The sequence below is a fragment of the Candidatus Frackibacter sp. WG13 genome, assembly GCF_900114655.1.
Taxonomy (GTDB): Bacteria; Bacillota; Halanaerobiia; order Halobacteroidales; family Acetohalobiaceae; genus Frackibacter.
The window spans coordinates 32067-54454 of record NZ_FOTT01000006.1; the positions used below are offsets into that span (position 1 = coordinate 32067).

22 protein-coding genes and 1 tRNA gene are annotated in these 22388 nt (G+C 34.9%); all 23 read right to left on the bottom strand.

The genetic code is table 11. The annotated features are described in order from the left end of the window. Positions 1–4: 4 nt before the first annotated feature. The gene (locus tag BM077_RS04750) at positions 5–268 is read right to left on the bottom strand and encodes a spore coat protein CotJB (RefSeq protein ID WP_089748483.1); all 264 of its coding nucleotides are present in this window, start codon (positions 266–268) and stop codon (positions 5–7) included. 20 nt (positions 269–288) lie between these two features. Further along, entirely contained in the window at positions 289–489 is a 201-nt protein-coding gene (locus BM077_RS04755; protein ID WP_089748484.1) for a spore coat associated protein CotJA, read from the bottom strand. Between the two features lie 104 nt (positions 490–593). Continuing rightward, positions 594–2453, bottom strand: a complete 1860-nt coding sequence (locus tag BM077_RS04760) for an ABC-F family ATP-binding cassette domain-containing protein (protein ID WP_089748485.1) — start codon at positions 2451–2453, stop codon at positions 594–596. Positions 2454–2614: 161 nt separating this feature from the next. Further along, complete coding sequence (locus BM077_RS04765; RefSeq protein ID WP_089748486.1) at positions 2615–3256, bottom strand: hypothetical protein; 642 nt, start codon at positions 3254–3256, stop codon at positions 2615–2617. A 216-nt stretch (positions 3257–3472) separates the two neighbouring features. Then, entirely contained in the window at positions 3473–5812 is a 2340-nt protein-coding gene (locus tag BM077_RS04770) for a sulfurtransferase TusA family protein (protein ID WP_089748487.1), read from the bottom strand. Between the two features lie 232 nt (positions 5813–6044). Further along, complete coding sequence (locus BM077_RS04775; protein WP_089748488.1) at positions 6045–6578, bottom strand: hypothetical protein; 534 nt, start codon at positions 6576–6578, stop codon at positions 6045–6047. 26 nt (positions 6579–6604) lie between these two features. Continuing rightward, positions 6605–6862, bottom strand: coding sequence for an SHOCT domain-containing protein (locus tag BM077_RS04780; RefSeq protein ID WP_089748489.1), 258 nt, complete (start codon positions 6860–6862; stop codon positions 6605–6607). Positions 6863–6881: 19 nt separating this feature from the next. After that, complete coding sequence (locus tag BM077_RS04785; protein ID WP_089748490.1) at positions 6882–7082, bottom strand: SHOCT domain-containing protein; 201 nt, start codon at positions 7080–7082, stop codon at positions 6882–6884. Between the two features lie 177 nt (positions 7083–7259). Beyond that, positions 7260–7348, bottom strand: a tRNA-Leu gene (locus BM077_RS04790). Between the two features lie 135 nt (positions 7349–7483). Then, on the bottom strand, positions 7484–8164 hold the full coding sequence (locus BM077_RS04795) for a UTRA domain-containing protein (RefSeq protein WP_089748491.1): 681 nt from the start codon (positions 8162–8164) through the stop codon (positions 7484–7486). 332 nt (positions 8165–8496) lie between these two features. Beyond that, complete coding sequence (locus BM077_RS04800; protein ID WP_089748492.1) at positions 8497–9474, bottom strand: ABC transporter ATP-binding protein; 978 nt, start codon at positions 9472–9474, stop codon at positions 8497–8499. 13 nt (positions 9475–9487) lie between these two features. Then, positions 9488–10477: an ABC transporter ATP-binding protein gene (locus BM077_RS04805; protein ID WP_089748493.1), complete on the bottom strand. Its 990-nt coding sequence runs from the start codon at positions 10475–10477 to the stop codon at positions 9488–9490. 32 nt (positions 10478–10509) lie between these two features. Continuing rightward, positions 10510–11382 carry a nickel transporter permease gene (nikC, locus tag BM077_RS04810; protein WP_089748494.1) on the bottom strand — a complete coding sequence of 291 codons (873 nt, stop codon included), beginning with the start codon at positions 11380–11382 and terminating at the stop codon, positions 10510–10512. 23 nt (positions 11383–11405) lie between these two features. After that, positions 11406–12335, bottom strand: a complete 930-nt coding sequence (locus tag BM077_RS04815) for an ABC transporter permease (protein ID WP_089748495.1) — start codon at positions 12333–12335, stop codon at positions 11406–11408. A gap of 258 nt (positions 12336–12593) precedes the next feature. Next, positions 12594–13166, bottom strand: coding sequence for a lytic transglycosylase domain-containing protein (locus tag BM077_RS04820; protein WP_089748496.1), 573 nt, complete (start codon positions 13164–13166; stop codon positions 12594–12596). Positions 13167–13178: 12 nt separating this feature from the next. Next, positions 13179–13562: a methylglyoxal synthase gene (gene mgsA, locus BM077_RS04825; RefSeq protein ID WP_089748497.1), complete on the bottom strand. Its 384-nt coding sequence runs from the start codon at positions 13560–13562 to the stop codon at positions 13179–13181. Then, positions 13525–14145 (bottom strand): dephospho-CoA kinase, encoded by a 621-nt coding sequence (gene coaE, locus BM077_RS04830; RefSeq protein WP_089748498.1) that lies wholly within the window; start codon positions 14143–14145, stop codon positions 13525–13527. The genes mgsA and coaE overlap by 38 nt, the downstream gene beginning before the upstream one ends. A 26-nt stretch (positions 14146–14171) precedes the next feature. Beyond that, positions 14172–14837 carry a sporulation membrane protein YtaF gene (gene ytaF / locus BM077_RS04835; RefSeq protein ID WP_176941627.1) on the bottom strand — a complete coding sequence of 222 codons (666 nt, stop codon included), beginning with the start codon at positions 14835–14837 and terminating at the stop codon, positions 14172–14174. 76 nt (positions 14838–14913) lie between these two features. Then, a complete protein-coding gene (gene mutM, locus BM077_RS04840; protein ID WP_089748500.1) occupies positions 14914–15732 on the bottom strand; it encodes a bifunctional DNA-formamidopyrimidine glycosylase/DNA-(apurinic or apyrimidinic site) lyase in 819 nt (272 codons plus the stop codon). Positions 15733–15817: 85 nt separating this feature from the next. After that, on the bottom strand, positions 15818–16732 hold the full coding sequence (locus BM077_RS04845) for a cation diffusion facilitator family transporter (RefSeq protein ID WP_090003515.1): 915 nt from the start codon (positions 16730–16732) through the stop codon (positions 15818–15820). A 226-nt stretch (positions 16733–16958) separates the two neighbouring features. Continuing rightward, on the bottom strand, positions 16959–18311 hold the full coding sequence (locus BM077_RS04850) for a TldD/PmbA family protein (RefSeq protein ID WP_089748502.1): 1353 nt from the start codon (positions 18309–18311) through the stop codon (positions 16959–16961). A 2-nt stretch (positions 18312–18313) separates the two neighbouring features. Beyond that, positions 18314–19711: a TldD/PmbA family protein gene (locus tag BM077_RS04855; protein ID WP_255364341.1), complete on the bottom strand. Its 1398-nt coding sequence runs from the start codon at positions 19709–19711 to the stop codon at positions 18314–18316. Between the two features lie 32 nt (positions 19712–19743). Further along, positions 19744–22365 (bottom strand): DNA polymerase I, encoded by a 2622-nt coding sequence (gene polA, locus BM077_RS04860; protein WP_089748504.1) that lies wholly within the window; start codon positions 22363–22365, stop codon positions 19744–19746. Between the last annotated feature and the right edge of the window lie 23 nt (positions 22366–22388).

Below are 22388 nucleotides of genomic sequence, written 5' to 3' on the forward strand. Positions count from 1 at the left end.
TGAATTAATATTCTATTTGCCATGGCCAAGCAGTCTGAATATATTCCCAATAATCTTCCATCGGTTCTCTTAAAGGATGTCTAGCAACAATCGGGCCATATTCTTCTTGATATTCTTGCATTAGTTCTTGTAATTCCATTGCATACTCATCATAAAGTTCTAATGCTTCCTCATCATCAGGATGAGTATCAAGATATAAAACAAGTTCGTGTACAGTAAATTGAATAGCCATTAACTCTTTAAGCATTTCAAGCTGTTCCTGTGGCATTATTTACACCTCCTTACAAACTAGTATCTTCGCCTACGGTCACAACACCTTCTCTCTCGATACGGAAAGTATAACTCTGGAAACAATGTTCCTTTCATTAATGCTTCTTCTGGGTAAAAAATATCATCAAGCATTTGAAACGGAACATACGCTTGAGCAAGTTCTCTTCTTCTACAATTATTTGAATAGCCATGTTGAAAATCTGATTTTCTTTTCTTCATCGAAGTCACCTCCAAACGCAATTTAGTATATCTTATTAAATCTTACCTAAAATGTGATTAAATAGAAAAAGCTCCTTGCAAATTTTTTGCAAGGAGCCTAATGATTAAATACTCTCTTCCCATATATTATAGTATTGATTTAGCTTCTCTTTTGTTTCTTCATATTCTCCAGTTAGATCATTTAAATCATCAACATTATCATATAACTCTTCATTATTAAATTCTTTTTCCAATCTTTCAACTTTTTCTTCTAATGATATAATTTTTGATTCTAGCTCTTCTAAATCCACTTGTTTTTTTGCTGTTTGCTTCTTTACCTTTGCCACACTTTCTCGTTCTCTCTTCTTCTCTTCTTTTTTAGAAGCTATTAACTTGCGATACTCTTGCCGATAATTAGAATAGTCACCGCGATATTCAACTAAACCTTCATCTTGTAAAGCAAAAACTTTATCTACAACTTCATCTAAGAAATAACGATCATGAGAAATAATTATCACTGTCCCCGAATAGTTCTGCAAAGCTTCTTCTAGTAGCTCTTTCGATCGAATATCTAAGTGATTAGTTGGCTCATCTAATAATAATAAATTATGTTCTTCTAATGTTAGTTTAGCTAAAGATACCCTAGCCTTCTCTCCGCCGCTTAGAGTCGCTATTTCTTTAAATACATCATCGCCTTGAAATAAGAAACGAGCTAAGAGATCCCGTGCTTGGCTCTTAGTGACTTCGTCAACCTTTTGCAACTCTTCAACTAAATTATAATCTAGAGATAGGTTTTCATTTTCTTGAGCATAGTATCCCATCTTCACCCGAGCACCTAACTTTATTTTACCCAAGTCAGCCTCTTCTTGGTTTAATAATAACTTAAAAAGAGTCGACTTACCACTACCATTGGGGCCAACTAAAGCAACTTTTTCTCCTCGATATAATTTAAAATTAATATCTTCAAATAATGTTTCTTTACCATAAGATTTCGTTAATCCTCTTATTTCTAACACCTCTTGTCCACTGACACTACTCACATTAAAGTCAATTTTCGGCTTACTTAACTTCGGAGGCGGTGGAATGCGCTCCATTCGATCTAATTTCTTTTGACGCCCCCGCGCTTGTTTAGAATTTACTCCAGCTTTATTCTTTCTAATATAAGCTTCCGTTTTTTTGATCTTTTTTTGTTGTTTTTCATACTCTCGTTGCCAAGTTAATAGTCTATGCTCTTTTTCCTCTAAGTAAAATGAATAATTGCCCTTATATTTTTCTAACCTTCCTTTTTCTAACTCCCAAACACGATTAATTACTTGATCTAAAAAGTAACGATCATGGGAGATAATAACTAAAGCTCCAGTATAATTAATTAAGTAATCTTCTAACCATTCCTTAGCTTCTAAATCCAGATGATTTGTCGGTTCATCTAATAATAAGAGATCCGGTTCTTGTAATAATAACCTTGCCAATGCAGCCCTAGTCTTTTGGCCTCCACTAAAATTAATTAGTTGCTCTTTAAACTCATCTTCTTTAAAACCTAGCCCCCTTAATACCCCCTTTATCTGACTTTCATATTCATAACCGCCTTCTTCTTCATATTTTTGACGTAATCGACTATACTTCTTCATCACCTTATCTAATTCACTACCCACGACTTGACTCATCTGTGCTTCTAATTTCCTTAATCTTTCTTCTAAAGAGAATAAATCTTGATAAATACTTAGCATCGCTTGGTATAAGGTAGTATCTAATTCCAAATCTAAGTTTTGAGTCAAATAGCCCATCTCTAAATCATCACTAACTAAGATTTCTCCTTGATCCAAACTTTCATTTTGGGTTAATACCCTTAATAATGTAGATTTACCAGTTCCGTTCACACCAATCAAGCCTATCTTATCATCTTTTTGAATCTGTAATGAAATATCCTGAAAGATTATCTGTTCTGGATAAACTTTGTTTCCCTTCCTCAATTGTAATAACGCCATTTATATTCCTCCTGAAATTAAAACAAGAATAATGAACTCTATATCATTATATCAAAGTTATTTATTGCAAACAAACTTCTTTAAAATATGAAAATACCTAAAGTCCCCTTTAAAAACAATCGCTTAACAAGGAACTTTAGGCATTACGTTCATTATTAATTTTATAAGGCAAAAATATCATCATAATATTCATCTGTTACATCACGATGATGTTTAATATTAGAATTAATAGCTTTTATGAATCCTTTAATCCAACTACTATATAACTGATGCATTAATTTCTCTGATACACCTACTGCTTGCCAAAATTCAACATGGAGTTTAATACTATGCCTCCAAACTATCTTATCTTCTTCATTCTTAACTACTGAGGATAAGCGGTCACAAGGCATTCTTTCAACAAAGTTATTTGTTAATAGCTCAAATGCTGTTTCTAAATCATTATCACTTGCTTCCTCAGATGCATTCTTGGCGGCCATCTTTCCATGTTCTTTATAAACCTTAAGTAATAACTCTTTATTATCATATTCATTCATCAATCTTTTTGCCATAGCCGCTTCCCGGGTTTGAGCAGTCTTGATTGCTCCTTCTAGCCAAGGATGAATTTGACTATTTCCTATTAATTCTGCTAAAGGATAGCCCCCTTTTAATGCTCCATACTCTTCTCTAAGTTCGTTTGCTAATTCTTCTACTTCACTGCCATATTCTTCTTTGAAAGTTTCAACTATCTCTTCTTCTCTCTCCTCAACTAATTTAATCTGGTTATATAGCCATTGATGAATAGGTCCTAATCTTGCGCTCATCTAACCACTCCTTATTCATAGAATTTTGTTATATTGCAGGCTTTATATACTTAAAAGTTCATTACTACAAATAACTTCTATCTTTTATTATCCCAATTATATTAAATAGTATCAGTTAAAAATATCACTTTTGTCAGTGAGAATAATCACAGTGAGTAGAACATTAAAAATAAGAGCTCCTTATCCTTCAGTAAGAAGCTCTTATTACTAATTCAGTTATCCTTTTTTAACTACTAAACTATAATAACCTTCCTCTTGTTCTTCCTTAGCTAAAATTTCATGTCCTTCATTAAGTAAGCTTTGTGGCACATTTTTTATAGGCTCACCTTCATCTAAGTAAACCTCTAAAATATCTCCTTCATCCAACGGAGCAAGCGCAATCTTGGTTTTTACAAAGTTCATTGGACATTTTACTCCTCTTAAATCTGCTAAGTTATTGTTAGAATCTTCTTCTTCGATGTTATCTTCTATCTTCTCTGATTCTTCTAAATCAAACTCTAACTTAGCATTCAACGATTTAAATAGATAATCTACTCGCTCAATTAAGTTATTTATTTCTTCTGAACATTCCAATAAACCATCGATATCACCTAACTTATAATCTAAAGCTGCATCCAATAATTCTGTATAATCTGTATTTACTAATTTCTTCTCAATGAATTGCTCTTTGAATTCCTTTAATATGACTCGGTCCTTATTAGTGTCGACCCCTCTAACGATTAGTAAAGCGCGGGCGGCATTAACTATCGCTTGATAGAGCTTATCATTATCCTCAGTTTCGATTGCTTTTTCATATGCATCCTTAGCTGTGTTTAAATCTAACTGAATAATATCCATAACACCAACGCCACATTCACCAGCACCTCTTCCAGCTAGAGAGAAGTCTTCATCTTGTCCCCAATCTTTATAAATTTGTGGGTCTTCTTCATAATCTGGAATAGAAGTGAAATTCTCAGCTAAGTTTACTATCTTCTTCTTGCCTTCTTTAGCGAGGTATTGGTCAAAATTATCACGACTATAGTCTTCTTCTGATTCTAAAAATTTAGCTAATTCTACTAAAAATTCTGGTATCCTTTTAGCTGGTATATCTATAACCTTTTCACCATATCTGGTACTACCTTCTTCTACATTTCCACCTAATAAGAGAACATAATGTGGCACTAGCCTGCCATCAATTCGTTTTGCTTTACCCTCAAATCCTATCTTACCAATCAAGTGTTGACCACAGACATTAGGACAACCGCTAATATAAATTTGCGGCAATCTCTTCTGACATTTATCATTAATCTTTCTTAGCTGCTTACTAATCTCTTTAGTTAAATTAGGAGATATACATAGTCCTAACCGACAAGTTGAAGCCCCTTTACAAGATATCGGTGCTATTCCTCTGTTTGCTACTAATAACTTTTGATTAATTTCATTTATATTATTAATTAACTCATCTAAATCTTCACTTTTAATTCCTCTTAATAGTATCCCTTGTCTATTTGTAGTCCTAATTGATATTTCTCCATCAGTTAATAATTCTAATAATGCTTCTACCTCGTCATAATAAAGGTCTCCATTTTCTGGTCTTAATTCTAATGAGTAATAACCATCTTCCTTTTCACGATAGATATAATCAACATCTTCTTTTAGTGCTTTTGCTTCTTTGTTTGCCACTTCTTCTCTTGTTTCTTGATAATAATTAATCTCTTCTGTTTCTATACCTTCTTCAAGTACCTCATCTAAATACTCTTTATATTTATTAATAAATTCTTCATCACCTAATCTCTCACGAACAAAACGTAACCTTGCTTTATGTTTATTACTACGATCACCATAATCATCAAAGAATCTTTTAATTGCTTCTGCTACATGAAAAATCTTATCTTCTTCTATAAATTCTTCTAATAATAAGCCAACTTTTGAACCATTTCCCATTCCTCCACTACCATAAACCTTAAATCCTTTCTTACCCTCTAATTCTTTAGCTATAAAACCTAAGTCGTTAACTGTCGCTAAGGCATCATCTCCTTGCACCGAAGAGAAAGCTATTTTATACTTTCGAGGCAAATTGAATGAAGACCTAGACCTAATTAAATACTCAGTTAAAGCTAAATTATGAGGAGTTGTATCAAATACTTCCTCCGGATTAACTCCTGCTCTAGCAGAGTTCATAATATTTCTAACGGTATTCCCTCCACCACCACGAGGACTTAATCCGTTATCTAAAAGCTTGAATAGAACTTTTGGGGTATCCTCTATATTTACTTGATGAATCTGAATGTCTTGTCGAGTAGTAATATGTAAGTAACCACTTCCATACTCTTTACTTAATTCATTCAGACAAGCAAGTTGTGACCTAGTTATCACCCCACCAGGTACTCTTACCCGAACCATATACTTATCTTCTGTTTCTTCTCCTCGTTGTCCGTAAACTCCCATTGGTACTCGATAGCCTTTAAAACGTACTGGATCAATCTCCCCATCTAAGAATGCTTCTACTTGTGATTTATACTTCTTAGTATCTTCTTTAATTGTTTGCGGAATATTAAAAACCGGCTCCTTCTTCACTACTCTCACCTTCCTTAATTATTATTGACATTGACTTTTATGTAGTCGTATATTTTTAATCTCTAGTAATTTGATAGGTTTTTATTACTTTATCTGTTACTATAAACTTTATCATATTCAGTAAACTATGTCAATAATAATGAAAAATTAATCATTAGGAAACAAAATAAAAAGATCTGGCTCCTACACTTAGTAGAAACCAGATTTAAATAAAACTTAAATTCTATTATATTTATCTACCTCTTGGACCAAAACCTCTGCCACCACGCATCATTCCTGGGCCATACATCATACCAGGACCATGCATCATCGGTCCAAACCCAAAGCCACCCATCATGCCTGGGCTGTGCATCATTGGACCAGCACCTGGTCGTCCACACGGCATTCTAGTAGCATAATCTCCATTCTGCTGATAATACTCTTTCATTGCTTCTAATCGTTCTAGCATATACTCAGCTTCTTTTTCAGTAATTAATCCTTTTTCTAGCTGCTGATTAATATAGTCTTTCTGGAATTGATATCTTTCTTCAACTCCATAATCAGTACCATTTTCCTCATAGTAATTCTTAATTCGTTCTAATCTTTGCAGCATATAGTCTGCCTGCTGTTGAGTAATTACACCTTCATCTAATTGTTGCTTAATATAATCTTTCTGAAAATCATATCTCTTTTGGAACCAATCATCATTCTGTTCTGCCGCCATGACCATCATACTTAATGATAATAGTAATGCTAAGACTGTTAAACTTACTATTAACTTTTTCATTTAAATCACTCCTGCTTAATTATTTTTTAATAACCTAAATCTCTTTTCTTCTCTTCAAATTCACTCTTACCTATTTCTCCTTTAGCATACCTTCTTTCTAAAATCGCAAGTGTTCTAGAACTGTCATTGTTCACAGCACCGCTATTACCATGACCCTTCATTCCTTTTATAAGAAAAACTACAACACCGATTAGTAAACCCCAAAATAGAATCTGTGTTATCCACATTCCAGTACCACCTGCTCCAAAGCCAAAACCGCCCCAGCCAAAACCACAGTTAAACATCTTTAAATACCTCCCTCTTCTATGAAAGTAGATCATTCTTTTTCTCAATAAATTCTTCTTTATCTATTTCACCCCGTGCATATCGTTCTTCTAATATCTCTAAAGGAGTTTTAGAATTAACTGTATTTCTAGAATCATAACTTCTATTTTGAGAATTATTAAAATAGAAGAAGATGCCAATAATTATTATAATCCATAGTAATCCGCCTCCCATCATCATCTGTTTTATCCCTCCTTCTGATATCACTACAATCTCTAGAATTAAATCTATTATTTGTTTAGCTTGATTAAATTATAATATATAAATATGAAAATCTAATGAATACGACAAAAATTATTATTTAAAACAAGAAAATCTAGCGCATTGTAACACTAGTTACAAAAGGCTAGAAGTTTATGGTGCCGGGAGTGGGATTTGAACCCACACAGACAAAAGTGTCCATAGCGCCCTCAACGCTACGCGTCTGCCAGTTCCGCCATCCCGGCGTATATTAACTTTTCACAATGGTATTATACCATATATTTTAAAAAAGTCAATGCTAAAAATTAATAGTAGCTTAAGTGTCCTACCCTTAAGCTACTATTATATGTCTTTATTCAGTTATAAGTACTACTCTTATATCAGACTATAAGCTCTCCTGGAATAATCAATTGTACTTTATCCGCATCAAAGAAACAGTTTTCGATTGCAATTGGCATCTGGGCAATCAAAATTAATTTCTGACTTTTAATAATCGGATTATTGTTACTAATCCCTAATAGCTTAGCCAAAAATTGATTTGCATTCTCTACCTGCATAATGTTATTTTTAAAATTTAATTTGTTAACACTCTGGTCTCCAAATAACTCATATAATGAATCCAAGTTTTCAATTCTTTCTTTGTTGATTTCAGGATTTAAATATGTAATGATCTCTTGAACACCAAATATTTCTCCATCAATCATACGCTTCTGAGAAATCTTATATAATTCCTGTTCTGGATGAGTCTTACGTAGATCTCTAAATTCCTTATTAGTAATCTTACTTAACTTAATCTTACCAGTAGTCACTTCGCCTTTTTGATTAATTAACCTAACTTCTGCCTTCTGTGAATTACTTTCTTTAACCTGTAATCTCTCTTCCATATTACGAGCATACTTCTCTCTTAATTTCATTAATGAAATATTTGCTTCTGAAAGAATAGTTCTTACATAACGTGGTGTAGTCTTAACATGTTCTGCAATATCACTAATCTTTAAAAAAGGATCATTACGAGCAAAATTAATAATCTGTTCCTTTTTAGTTAATTCTTCTAAACTCATATTTCTCACTCCCATATTTTGAACTTTAATTATTTGTCTTTTATTTCCATTAGCCTTATAAATATTATCTCTTAATTAAAGTCCTTTTATACATAGAAAATAATATTTTCTCGTGAATAACTACTCTCTTATATATAAATTATCCAGATAAAAGTGAGAATATACAAAGAAGCAACTATCGTAATCGATAGTTGCTTCGCCATTAAATTATGAATCTTGCATAATTAATTGCTGACGTCAATAATTCAGCGTTAATTATGCTACAAATCCCATTATAAAATTCGCTTAATTAACCTTAATACAAACAGAATTTAATTATAGGGTCTTCTTAACTAAATTTCTTCCGGATCTAAATGACAAGCTACGAAATGACCGTTTCCTCTGTCCACAAACTCTGGTTCCTCTTGACTACAGATATCCTTAGCAAATGGACATCTCGGATGGAAACTACAACCACTTGGTGGGTTGATTGGACTTGGCACGTCTCCTTCTAAGATTATCTTCTCTCTATTTGCTGTTGGATCTGCTAGTGGTATTGCTGATAGTAGTGCTTTAGTGTAGGGATGTTGAGAGTTACTATATAACTCTTCTTTATCGGCTAACTCTACCATCTTCCCTAGATACATTACTGCTACCCGATCACTGATATGTTTTACTACACTTAGATCGTGAGCAATAAAGATATAAGTTAGACCTAACTCTTCTTGTAAGTCTTCCATTAGATTAATTACCTGAGCTTGAATCGATACGTCTAAGGCTGACACTGGTTCATCACAGATAATTATCTTGGGGTCTACCGCTAAGGCCCGAGCAATTCCGATTCTTTGCCGTTGTCCACCACTAAATTCGTGGGGGTATCTTCGCATCTGCTGGGCTGTTAGACCTACCTTTTCTAGTAGTTCTCTTACTTTTCTTTCTTTATCTTTACCTTTTGCTAAACCATGAATCGCCATCGCTTCTCCTATTATATCCCCGACTGTCATCCGTGGATTAAGCGATGCGTATGGATCTTGAAAGATCATCTGCATCTCTCTTCTTAGACTTCGCATCTCTCGTTTGCCTAAGTCAAATATATTCTGATTATTAAAGATGACTTCTCCTTCGGTTGCTTCTAATAATCTTAATAGTACGCGACCGGTTGTTGATTTTCCACAACCACTCTCTCCTACTAAGCCTAGCGTTTCACCTTCTTCTACTATAAAGTTTAATCCATCTACTGCTTTTACTGTGTTTACTGTTTTGGATAGGATTCCACCTTTGATTGGAAAGTGTTTCTTTAATCCTTTTACTTCTAATAATGCTTCTCCCATTATTACTCACCTCCTATGCGCCTATTTCTAGCTCTTTATGGTGCCAACAACGAACTGTATGCTTCTCTTCTGCTTCTTTTAACTTTGGCTCTTCTTGCCAACATTTATCTGTTGCGTAATCACAGCGATTACTAAATTTACAACCGACTGGGAATGAGAATGGATCTGGTACTACTCCCCGAATTGGTTGTAATCGCTCTTGTTTCCCGTCTAATTTTGGAATCGACTTTATTAAACCGATAGTATACGGATGTTTTGGTGATTGGAATAGAGTTTCAACATCGGTCTGTTCTACAACTCGCCCGGCATACATTACTGCGACTTGGTCGGCTACCTCGGCTACTACCCCTAAGTCGTGGGTAATTAACATGATTGCAGTATTAAATTCATCTCGAAGTTCTTTCATTAAATCTAAAATCTGTGCTTGAATCGTTACGTCTAAGGCTGTCGTTGGTTCGTCTGCTATTAGTAATTCGGGATTACAAGCTAAAGCCATGGCAATCATTACCCTCTGTCGCATCCCACCACTTAGTTGATGGGGGTATTCGTGAACTCTTTGCTCTGGCGAGGGAATCCCTACTTTTTCTAGCATTGTTACTGCTCTCTTTAAGGCTTCTTCTTTATTGACGTCTTGATGAAGTCTAATTGTCTCCATTATCTGATTACCTACCGTATAGACCGGATTTAGTGAAGTCATCGGTTCTTGGAAGATCATTGAGATTTCGTTACCTCTAATCTTACGCATCTCTGCCTCACTCTTATCTAATAGGTTCTCACCTTTAAAGTTCATCTCCCCACCGACAATCTTACCTGGTGGATCTGGAATTAATCGCATAATCGAAGTCGATGTTACACTCTTTCCAGAACCAGATTCACCAACGATACCTAATGTTTCTCCCTTTTTTATCTGAAAGCTAACTCCATCTACAGCCTTAACTACTCCTTTTTCTACAAAGAAGTGGGTCTGTAGCTCGTTAACATCTAAGATTACATCTTTACTCATCATTGCACCTCACTTTAGTTATACTTTAGTTATTAATTATCTTTCATATTTGGGTCTAGTACATCACGCAGTCCGTCTCCGAATAAGTTTAAACCTAAGACTGTAATCATAATTGCTAAACCTGGATAGATCATCATACCTGGATTACTTCTAATAAATGATCGTCCGCCACTTAACATTAATCCCCAACTTGGTGTTGGTGGTTGTGCTCCTAACCCTAAGAAACTCAATCCTGCTTCTGAAAGAATAGCACTAGCTACACCTAACGTAACTGTTACTATAATCGGTGCCATACAGTTAGGAATCAAGTGCTTAAAAATAATTCTAACATCATTAGCACCTAAAGATTTAACAGCCTCCACATATTCTTCTTCCCTAATAGACATTACTTGCCCTCTAACAATCCTTGCTAGTCCAGGCCAACTTACTATTGCTAAAGCTAAAAAGACATTATTAATTCCTGGGCCTAAAGTTGCCATAATTGCTATTGCAAATAATAAAAATGGAAATGCTAAGAAGACATTAATTAAATATGAAATTATTTCATCAACCCAACCACCATAATAACCAGCTAATGCACCTAAAGTTATGCCGATAACTAGAGCGATACTCTGAGTAATAAGACCTACACGTAAAGAGATTCTAGCTCCATAGATAATTCTACTAAAAATTCCTCTACCTAATCTATCAGTTCCTAATGGAAATTCATCACTAGGCGGCTGTAAGGAGTTCATTAGATCAACCTTTAATGGGTCATGGGGTGCAATATAAGGAGCAAAGATAGCAATTATAACTAATAAACCTATTACTCCTAAACCTACCATTGCCATTTTATTCTTTTTTAATCTTCGCCAGGCATCACGCCATGGACTGTATATCTCTAATTCTTGATTCTGCTTGTCCATCTGCTTACCTCCTATTTACTTTATTAATCATATCTAATACGTGGATCTAAGAGACCATAACCTAAGTCCACTAATAAGTTCACTATAATAAATACCGCTGCCAAAAAGAGGACTGTTCCTTGAATCAATGGAAAGTCACGAGCACGAACTGCATCAACTGCTAGCCTTCCAATCCCTGGCCAAGAAAAAGTAGTTTCTGTCAATACAGTCCCCCCTAATAGATAACCTAATTGAGTTCCAATTACTGTAATAACAGGAATCATAGCATTTCTTAAGGCATGCTTAATCACTACTATCTTTTCTGATAGGCCTTTTGACCTAGCAGTTCGAATATAGTCTTTATTAATAACTTCTAACATACTAGAACGAGTCATTCGAGCAATCTTAGCAGCCTGTCTAGAACCTAAAGTAATGGCTGGTAAAATTAAATACTCAATCTGTCCATTGCCATATCCACCAACAGGTAGAATATTTAGTTTAATTGCAAAGACAACTATTAACATTAATCCTAACCAAAACACCGGCATAGAGACTCCTAATAATGCTCCGACCATAGAAATATAATCCCAGATAGAATAGGGCATAATTGCAGAAATTATTCCAGCTGTTACTCCAATAAGTATAGCTGCTATCATTGCACTAACAGCTAGTTTAGCCGTAGCAGGTAACCTCTCTAAAATCATATCACTTACTTCTCGTCTGGATTTATAAGAACGCCCTAAATCTCCTTTAGCTAATCTTCCTAATAATCTAAAATACTGTACGTACAATGGTTTATCTAACCCTAATTCCTTGCGTATCATCTTAATTGTGTCTTCATTAGCTGTCTGTCCCATCATAATTCGTACCGGATCTCCCGGCACAAAGACAAAGTTTAATAAAAAAGTAATTGTTATAATACCGATTAAAATCGGAACTGCCATTAATAACTTTCTTGCCGCATATGTGAGCATATTTACCACCTTTCTATATAAAAGTTCTCCAATAATCACAATACTACTTTTTAGTTAAATAATATTTTATAAATTTAAGTCATCAATTTAAATCTAACCTCACTTACATAAGTCATTTTATAATTCTAAGCCACCTCCTTAAAAACTATCAAACCACAAACTTCGACATTAACTTCTAACTTAATTCTAATAAGCATACTTTAACATATATATTATATATCCTTTGTCGTTTTGTGTCAAATAAAAAAGATTTATCAATTATTGAGATTGATAAATCTTTTGATAACGCCTATATGTTTTTACAGTCTTCTGCACGTAATCTCTAGTTTCTGGAAAGGGAATCTGTTCAGAGTCTTTGTGTTTGCCAGTCCATTTTTTCAATTCAATCCAGCGATTAACATTGCCTTGTCCTCCGTTATAAGCAGCAATAACTAAAGTTAAGTCATCATCAAAAATTCTCTTTAAATGTGCTAAATACCAGCTACCAAATTTAATATTGAGTTCAGGCTTATACAGTTTTTCAGTAGTAAAGTCATCAATATCTATTTCCTTAGCTATCCACTTTCCGGTCGCCGGCATAATTTGCATCAATCCGATAGCTCCACGCTGAGAAGTAGCCTCTTTATCAAATTTACTCTCTACTCTAATTATTGATGCTATTAAATATGGATCTAAATCATATTTTTCTGCATATCTAAAGATAATTTCTTTATAATGTAGAGGATAAATAATTTTTAAAATTTGATTATAATTAACAATAACTAAGCTAATGATAATCAAACAAATAACAACTATCATTAGCTTCTTTATAGTCTTAAACTTTATAAACAAGCCTAACACTCCTTAGTCTAATTCTTCACCAAGATAAGCCAATACCATTTTAGCCGTTGCTAGATTTGTGGCTAAAGGAACATTATGTACATCACATACACGTAATAACGCACTAACATCAGGTTCATGCGGTTGAGCAGTCAATGGGTCACGTAAAAATAAAACAGCATCTAAACTATCCATAGAAACCTCTGCTCCAATCTGCTGATCGCCTCCTAATGGTCCGGAAGCCATCCTCGTCACTTGTAAATCAGTATTCTCATTTAACAATTTTCCCGTAGTTCCAGTAGCAATTAAATTGAAGTTTTTTAAAAATTTCTGGTTTCTTTTAGCAAATCTAATTAAATCATCCTTTTTTTCATCGTGAGCAATTAAAGCTAGTTTCTTCTTTGTCATCTATATCCCTCCAAATAGATAGTACTTTATCTTTTAGTTCATCTTTACTTCCTTCATTAATTATTAATCTATCAGCATACTCTTTCTTCTTATCTAAGGAAAGTTGTGCTTCAATTTTAGCTATAGCATCTTCATAATCGATTTGATCCCTTTCCATCAACCTTTGGATCTGTGTCTTACGACTTACATAGACTACCCATATCTCATCAAATATATCAACCATATTACTCTCGATTAATAATGGAACATCAACTACTATTACTTCTTCTCCCTCTTCTCTTAACTTCTTAACTCTAGCTTCTATTTCAGAAATCACATATGGATGGGTTATCTGATTTAATTTTTCTCTTGCAGCCTGATTATTAAAGATAATATCACCTAATTTTTGGCGATTCAAATTTTGATTAGGTAATAATATCTCTTTACCAAAATAGTCAACTATCTTCTGCCAAGCAGCTTTACCTGGTTCTACTATTTCCTTTGCAATCAAATCAGCATCAATAACAGACACTCCTAAACTCTTAAGTATATTACTAACAGTACTCTTCCCACTAGCTATTCCTCCAGTTAGTCCAATTAACAACTTTAAATACTCCTTTTCTAGTTTATTTAAAATAATTTAAAGATACCTAATATAATCAACACTATGCCGGGTAAGAGAATAGTCTTATTATTCATTCTTTCTAAATCAAGCCTCTTTCCTAAATATAACCCTGCGGATAAACAAATAAATGTAACTACCCCAACAGTAATCGACGTCAAAAATGGGTCGTAACTTGCCATAGCTGCTCCAAAACCAACCCCTAGCGCATCTAAAGCTAATGCTAAACCCAAAAATACTGCTTCAATCATACTAATTTCTCCAGAATAATCAAAATCAGCTCTTATCGGTTCATTTAAAATTTTAATTACTATCTCTAAAGATTTAATTCTAAATTTGAATATAGGTTCATCTTCAATTACATGATCAGAAAATACAATCTCTGAACCTAGCGCTTGATCTACTAAAATTTTTTTTATAGACTGATATAGAATCCAGAAACCGATTACAATTAAAATTAACCCTCCTACTATTTCAGCCAATTCAGTCGATAAAAATTTAGCCGCTAATCCTCCTAGCACCATAGAAGTTGAAACAGAAATAGTGGAAGCGACCCCAATGATTAATAGTGAAGATATAGGAATCTTAATCTTTCGCAAACCATAAGTAACTCCTGTCATCATGCTATCTAAACTGGTAGCAAAAGCTAAAACTAAAATTGAGAATATTTCCAAATTCCTTTCCTCCCTCCATAACAAGTACACTAATTAATATATGGAGGAAGTTTGACTTTCGTGCCTGTCCCAAAAACTATTCTTGACATCGAGGGCAGAAATAAGAACTCCGCCCTCCAACCTTAATACGTTCTATCTCTTTTCCACAATTATAACATACTTCATCTTCTCTGTCATATACTTGCAGATAATTCTGATGTTCTCCTGCCTTACCACTGCTATCAACATAGTCCCATTTAGTAGTACCGCGATGTTTGATCCCGTCTCTTAAAACCTTACGAATAGCTTGATATAGTCTCTTTAACTCTTCTTCGTTTAAAGTATCAGCCTTTCGTTCTGGATAAATCCCAGATAGATGCAGGCTTTCATCTACATATATATTCCCCAATCCAGCCAAGAACTTTTGATTAAGCAATAGTGGTTTGATCATTCCCCGTCTATTTTTAAATGAAGCTTTAAACCTATCAAAAGTAAAACCTTCATCTAGTGGTTCCGGTCCTAATTCCATCAAACTTCCAGCATCATCTAGGTCCGTAACAAAGTACATACGACCAAACTTACGCGGATTAACGAATCGTAATTGATGCTTATTTTGAAACTGGATAACTATATAAGTATGTTTAGTCATCTCTGTCTCATCGTTAGTATAAAGTAACTGTCCAGTCATCCGCAAGTGAGTCACTAAATACTCACCGCTAGCTAAATGAATAATTATGTATTTGCCTCTCCTAGTTATATCCTCAATCCGATTACCACTTAATCCAGACTTAAAATCGACTATATCAGGCGTAGCAACTATCTTGTCCTCTTTGACTTCTACATCTATAATTTCTAATCCTTTTATTTTAGGCTTTAAAGAGTCAACTACTGTTTGAACTTCTGGTAGTTCTGGCATATTCAACCCCCTCTAATCTACTACCAATTATTATATCACATTAAAAAATCAAATATCAAAAAAGAAGAACTTTTAATACCTTAATTTATATTTCATTAGAATTGATATAGCCTGATTCAATGTGCCGAACACCTTTAGGGTCGATATGAACCAAAACTTCCTGGATACCATCACAATACTCTTGAATCTTTCTCCTAACCTCAACAGCAACTTCGTGCCCTTCAACTACTGTTAACTCATTATTGACAACTACTCTAATATCCACAAAGTAGTTCGGCCCGTGGGTTCTAATCTTTAAATTCCTAAGCTTTATTACTTGGTCTATTGTCTCTACTACATCTATAATTTCCTTAAATTTCTCTTCATCAGGAGCAGCATCCATTAACTCATTCGCCGCATCTTTAAAGACTTCAACTCCCATCTTTAGTATGAATAAAGCGACTATTAAACCAGCTATAGGGTCTAAAATTGGATATCCCAATCTTGCTCCCCCGGCTCCAATTAAGGCAGCAATAGAAGAAAAAGCATCCGTTCGATGATGAATAGCATCTGCAATTAAAGCCCTATTATTAACCTTCTTTCCTGCTCGATATGTATAGTGATACATTAATTCTTTAACTAAAATTGAAGCTAGCGCAGTCCATAAAACCAACTTGCTAGGCACTGAAATATCACCTACTAAAATAGCATGGATAGTCTCCTTTAGGATTATCAATCCACCTATAACCAATAAGATGCCTAATACCTTCGTAGCGATTGGCTCAGCTTTACCATGACCATAAGGATGTTCATCATCCGGTGGTTCCTTAGAAATTCTATTCCCAACCATAACAGTTATAGTAGAGACAGCATCCGAAGCTGAATGTAAACCGTCAGCCACTAAAGCATGACTACGAAAGACCGTTCCAACAAACATCTTAATAACTGCAAATATTAAGTTAGCTATTAGAGTAATTATACTCACCTTTTGACTGACTGCATATCTAGAAACTTCACTCATCCTCACCCCTCCCCTCTGTATTATGTTTAAAATAAATATAACCTGTAGAACCTAATTAAAATGGTCCCACAGGTTATTAAACCCGCTGCTATAATAAGCCCAGCACCATTAACCTCCCCAAATAAAAGCTTGAGTTCGTTAATCGCCTGACCGAAGATCATATCCACTTCACAATTTATTATATTATATTTATAATTAATTGTGAAGAAAAAGAGCTAATTTATGTTTATTTACCACTTATCGCTAATTTTTGTACTCTAAATGTTGGCGCAGCATAAGACCCTATCATCGGATTAAACTTCAAATCATCACCAATTAAGTCAATATCCTGTAGGAAGTCAATTAAGTTCCCAGCAATTGTAATCTCACGTACTGGTTTTGTTAGTTCTCCGTTCTCAATCCATCTTCCTGTAGCTCCAACTGAAAAATCTCCTGAAATTGGATTGGCTCCACCGGTTACTAATCCTGAAACTTTCATTACATAGAATCCATTATCTACAGATGATAATATCTCATCCGTAGATTTATCACCAGCATCTAAATAAAAGTTACTTGGTGAAACCCCAGGCACTCCTTGATAGGAACCACGACTAGCATTGCCGGTTGAATTAGTCCCTTCTTTATTGGCAGTATAAGTATCATATAAGAAAGTCTTTAACTCGCCATCTTTAATCACTTCTGTTTTGCTAGAAGGTACCCCTTCACCATCAAAAGGTGCCGTAGCTAAACCATTAGTTAAAAGACCATTATCTAAAATATTTACCTCCTTAGAAGCTACTTGCTCTCCTAACCTTTGCGCAAAGACTGACCGCCCTTTCTGTACCGACTCAGCTGTTAAAGCTTGCGATAGAACATACATAAACATCGTTCCTACTTCTGGTGGAAAGACTACCGGTGCTTCTTGTGAGCTAACAGGTTTCCCACCTAATAAATCTACTGCATTCTTAGCTGCTTCTATCCCTGTCTCCTTAGGAGTTAGTTCAGCTAAGCTATCACCATAAGTAATCGCCATTCCGGTCTCTGCCTCTTCATCCTCCCTGGCAATAACATATAAATAGGCATAACATTGATTCTGACGATAACTCTCATCAAATCCTTTCGAATTGATAATCCGAATCTCAACTTCACTATCTCCATATCCAACAGTATCTACCGCTGCTATACGTTCGTCATAGTCTAAGGCGGCTGACTCTAATTCTAAAGCAAGTTCAATCTTATCTTCCATTTCAGCATCAGCTAGTTCTTCGTTATAAAGCTCTAAAGCTTTAATTTCATCACTTACCTCAGGTAAAGTACGATATTCATCTACACTTGCAACCTCAGCATTAGCAATTGCTTCTTTTAAAGTCTTTTCTACCTCGCCATCAGCGAAGTTCGAAGTATAGGCAAAGCCCATCTGCTGATTAATAAAGACTCTAATCCCTAATCCTTTCGCATGGGCCGACTTTAAAGACTCTACTTCACCTTCATAAACTTTTAGATTATTGACCGTAGATTCTTCATAGAATAATTCGATATCGTCTACGCCTAACTCTTGACCTTGAGTTATTATCTCTTCTAAGTTTAGTGTTTCAGTCATCTCTACTCACCTTCCCTTTCTGTGCCACCAACAGTTACTTCTTCAATCAATAAAGTAGGCTGCCCTACCGCCGCTGGAACACTCTGACCTTCTTTTCCGCACATTCCCGGCGCATGTTTAAGATCATTACCAACCATAGTAATTCTATGTAAACTCTTAGGCCCATTCCCTACTAAAGTAGCACCTCGTACTGGCTCAGTAATTTTACCATTCTCAATCAAATATCCTTCGGCAACAGTAAAAGTATAATCTCCTGTCGCTGGCTCTACTTGACCTCCACTTAAACTCTTAGCATAGAGACCTTTATCTACGCTACCTATTATCTCATCTGGCGTAGATTCACCTGGTGCAATAAAGGTATTAGTCATCCTCGGAATCGGTGGGTTTCGATAAGACTGTCTTCTTCCGTTACCAGTAGATTCTCTACCTTCTTTCTTAGCTGTTTTGAAATCATACATATAATCGGTTAATTTCCCATCTTGAATTAAAACGGTCTCTTGGGCTGGATGGCCTTCATCATCAATAACAAAGGCCCCCCACTCATTAACAATCGTCGCATCATCAATGGCTGTTACTTTTTCGTTAGCAACCTTCTCGCCTATCCGGTTAGCATATACCGAAGAACCTTTTTGAATAGCATCTGCTTCTAAGCCATGACCACAAGCTTCGTGGAATAGGACTCCACCAAAACCATGATTGACCACTACTGGCATTCTAGCTGATGGCGCTGGCCTAGCTTCTAACATAGTAATTGCCTTTTCGGCTGCTTTCTTACCTATCTCTTCTGGTGGATATTCTTCAAACAGTTCAAAGCCTATATGTTTCCCAGGAGTCTCCCGCCCAGTCTGGATTATTTGACCATCCGCAGCTACAGCATTGGCCATTAAACGAGTCCTCACTCTTTCATCTTCAACAAATAGACCTTGAGAATTAGCAATTAAGACTTCCTGAGTATAATCTACATAATTGACCATCACCTGCTGTATCCTTTCATCAATACCTCTAGCAGATTGGTCTACAGTCTCTAAAACTTCTTTCTTCTTTAATTTCTCTATAGTCTCGGGACGAATCTGAATCTGATGTGGTGAATCATACTTACTTTTTTTTAAATTATTAATCACTACATTATCATGGTATTTACTAGCTGCCCCGGCTACTTTTGCGGTTTCTAATAAGGCTTCTAAGGCAAGATCATCGGTATAAGCATAAGAGACTTGATCCCCATTGATAACACGAATTCCAACTCCTAAATTATACCCTGTCTTTACCGTTTCTACCTTGCTACTTTCCATACTAAGCTGATTACTAACCTTTCGTTCAAAGAATAATTCTGCAAATTGACCACCTTTATTTAAGGCTGTTTTTAATACTTGATTAATCTTCTCCTGACTTAACACCATCATTCCCCCTTTAGCATTTAATCAACACTAACCTACTCTAACTCTTTCATATCACGCCAATTTTCTCCTGCTTTCACGTCTACTATTAACGGGACGTCTAATTCGATAACGCCTTCCATCTTCTCTTTCATAACTGCTTTGATTTCTTCTAGTTCATGAGCTTCGACTTCAAATACTAATTCATCATGAACCTGTAATAACATCTTGCTTTCTAAATTATGTTCTTTTAAAGCATCCGCTGCTTCTAACATTGCTAACTTCATAATATCAGCTGCACTACCTTGAATCGGAGTATTAATCGCCATTCGTTCGGCAAAGCTACGGCGATGATAGTTATTACTATTAATCTCTGGTAAGTAACGTCGTCGATTTAGAATCGTCTTAACATATCCCTTCTCTTTTGCTTCTTCAATCCGCTGGTCCATATAGACTTTAACTTTTGGATAACGTTCAAAATATTGATTTATGTAATCCTCTGCTTCTTTTTTACTTACATTAATATCTTTTGCTAATCCCCACGAACTTATACCATAAGCTATACCAAAGTTAATAGCTTTAGCCCTTCTTCGTTCTTCATATGTAACTTCGCTATCTTCAACCCCAAAGACTTCCGCTGCTGTCTTAGTATGAATATCTTCATTATTGATAAAAGCATCAATTAAGTTCTCATCTTGAGATATATGAGCTAGCACTCTTAATTCTATCTGTGAATAATCGATAGCTAGTAACTCTTTTCCTTCCTCAGCTACAAAGACCTTTCTAATCTCTCGGCCTTCCTTAGTTCGAATCGGTATATTTTGTAAATTAGGCTCTGTACTACTTAACCTTCCAGTGGCTGTTACCATCTGGTTAAAAGAAGTATGGATGCGACCAGTCTCAGGATTAATTAGATCTGCTAAAGGATCGACATATGTTGATTTTAATTTTTGATACTGTCTATATTCTAAGATTAAAGGTATAATTTCATGTTTATCCTCTAGTTCTTCTAAGACTGAAGCACTAGTTGAATAACCTGTCTTGGTCTTCTTAATTACTGGCAAGCCTAATTTTTCAAAGAGGATCACTCCTAACTGTTTAGGAGAATTAAGATTAAACTCTTCTCCAGCTAACTCATATGCCTGTTCACATATATTATCTAGTTTCTCTTGTAATTGAGCCGATAATCTATCTAATTCTTCTTCATCAACATCAATTCCATTCAATTCTAATTCAGCTAATACTGGAATTAAAGGTACTTCTATATCATTAAAGAGTTCAAGTAAGTCTTTATCTTTTAATTCTTTAATTAGTACTTCTCTTAACTTAAATAGAGTTCTAACAGTTTGAATCTCTTTTTGAATTGCCGAATCTACCTCAGATAACTCTACTCTTAAATATTCGGTTACTAAATCTTCTAAATCCTCTTCTTTATTAGCTGGGCGCAAGAGGTAACCTGCTAATAAAGGAGTAAAAGTTAAATTTACTACTTCTATATCAAACTCTTTTAAATAGAGTAGATTCTCCTTAGCATGCAAGCTTAACTTATTAATAGTTGAATCTTCAAAGATAATTTTTAATTTATTAATAGCTTCTTCTACTGCTAACTCTTTTAAATCTATGTAATAGACCTTTTCTTCATTACAAGCAATCGTTAATCCTTTCACTTGGTGATGGTAAGGTTTATTCTTTTTAAAGTTAAATTTAAAAGCAAATTCATCTATCCTTTTTAACTCTGCAAGCACTTCATCTAATTCGATCTCCTTATTTATTAATATGTAAGCCTCTTCAAATGAAAGAGTCTCATAACCACCTAACTCTTTTAAAAGGCTATTAAATTCTAATCTACTAAGAATCTCAACTAATTTCTCTTGGTCTGGTTCGCTTAAACAGAATGCATCTAAATCATAATCTAAAGGCACATCTAATTCAATAGTAGCTAACCTTTTACTCAGCCTTGCTTTATCTGCCTGTTCGCGCAGCCTTTCTTTTCTTTTCTTTCCAGATACTTGGTCAATATTGGCTAATACCTCTTCAACCGTACCAAATTCTTTTAATAACTTAATAGCTGTCTTTTCACCAATCCCATAAATACCAGGAATATTATCTGATTTATCGCCCATTAGTCCCTTCATATCTATTAATTGTTTAGGCTCTAATTCATACTCTTCTCTTACCTTAGGAAGATCATAATTAACAATATCGGTAATACCTCTTCTAGTATACATAATCTTTGTATTATCAGTTACTAACTGTAACGCATCGCGGTCTCCAGTTACAACTGTCACTTGATAACCTGCTTCTTCTCCCTTATTAGCTAAAGTCCCAATCACATCATCAGCTTCATAGCCTTCTAATTCTAAAACTGGAATCTGAAATGCTGCTAAGACTTCTTTTATCAAACCAAATTGTGGTTTTAGCTCATCGGGGGTCTCTTTTCGTTGAGCTTTATATTCTTTATATTCTTTATGTCTAAAAGTAGGCGCTGCTAAATCAAAAGCAACCGCCAATGCATCCGGTTCTTCATCTTCAATCAAACGTAACAACATCTTAGTAAAGCCAAGCACAGCATTAGTACACTCTCCATCCGAAGTCTGCAAACTCGTAGGTAAAGCATAAAATGCACGATGTAATAAACTACTACCATCTAATAAGAACATTTCTTTTTTTTCTGCCATGATTCTCCTCCTTTAGCCTTCTC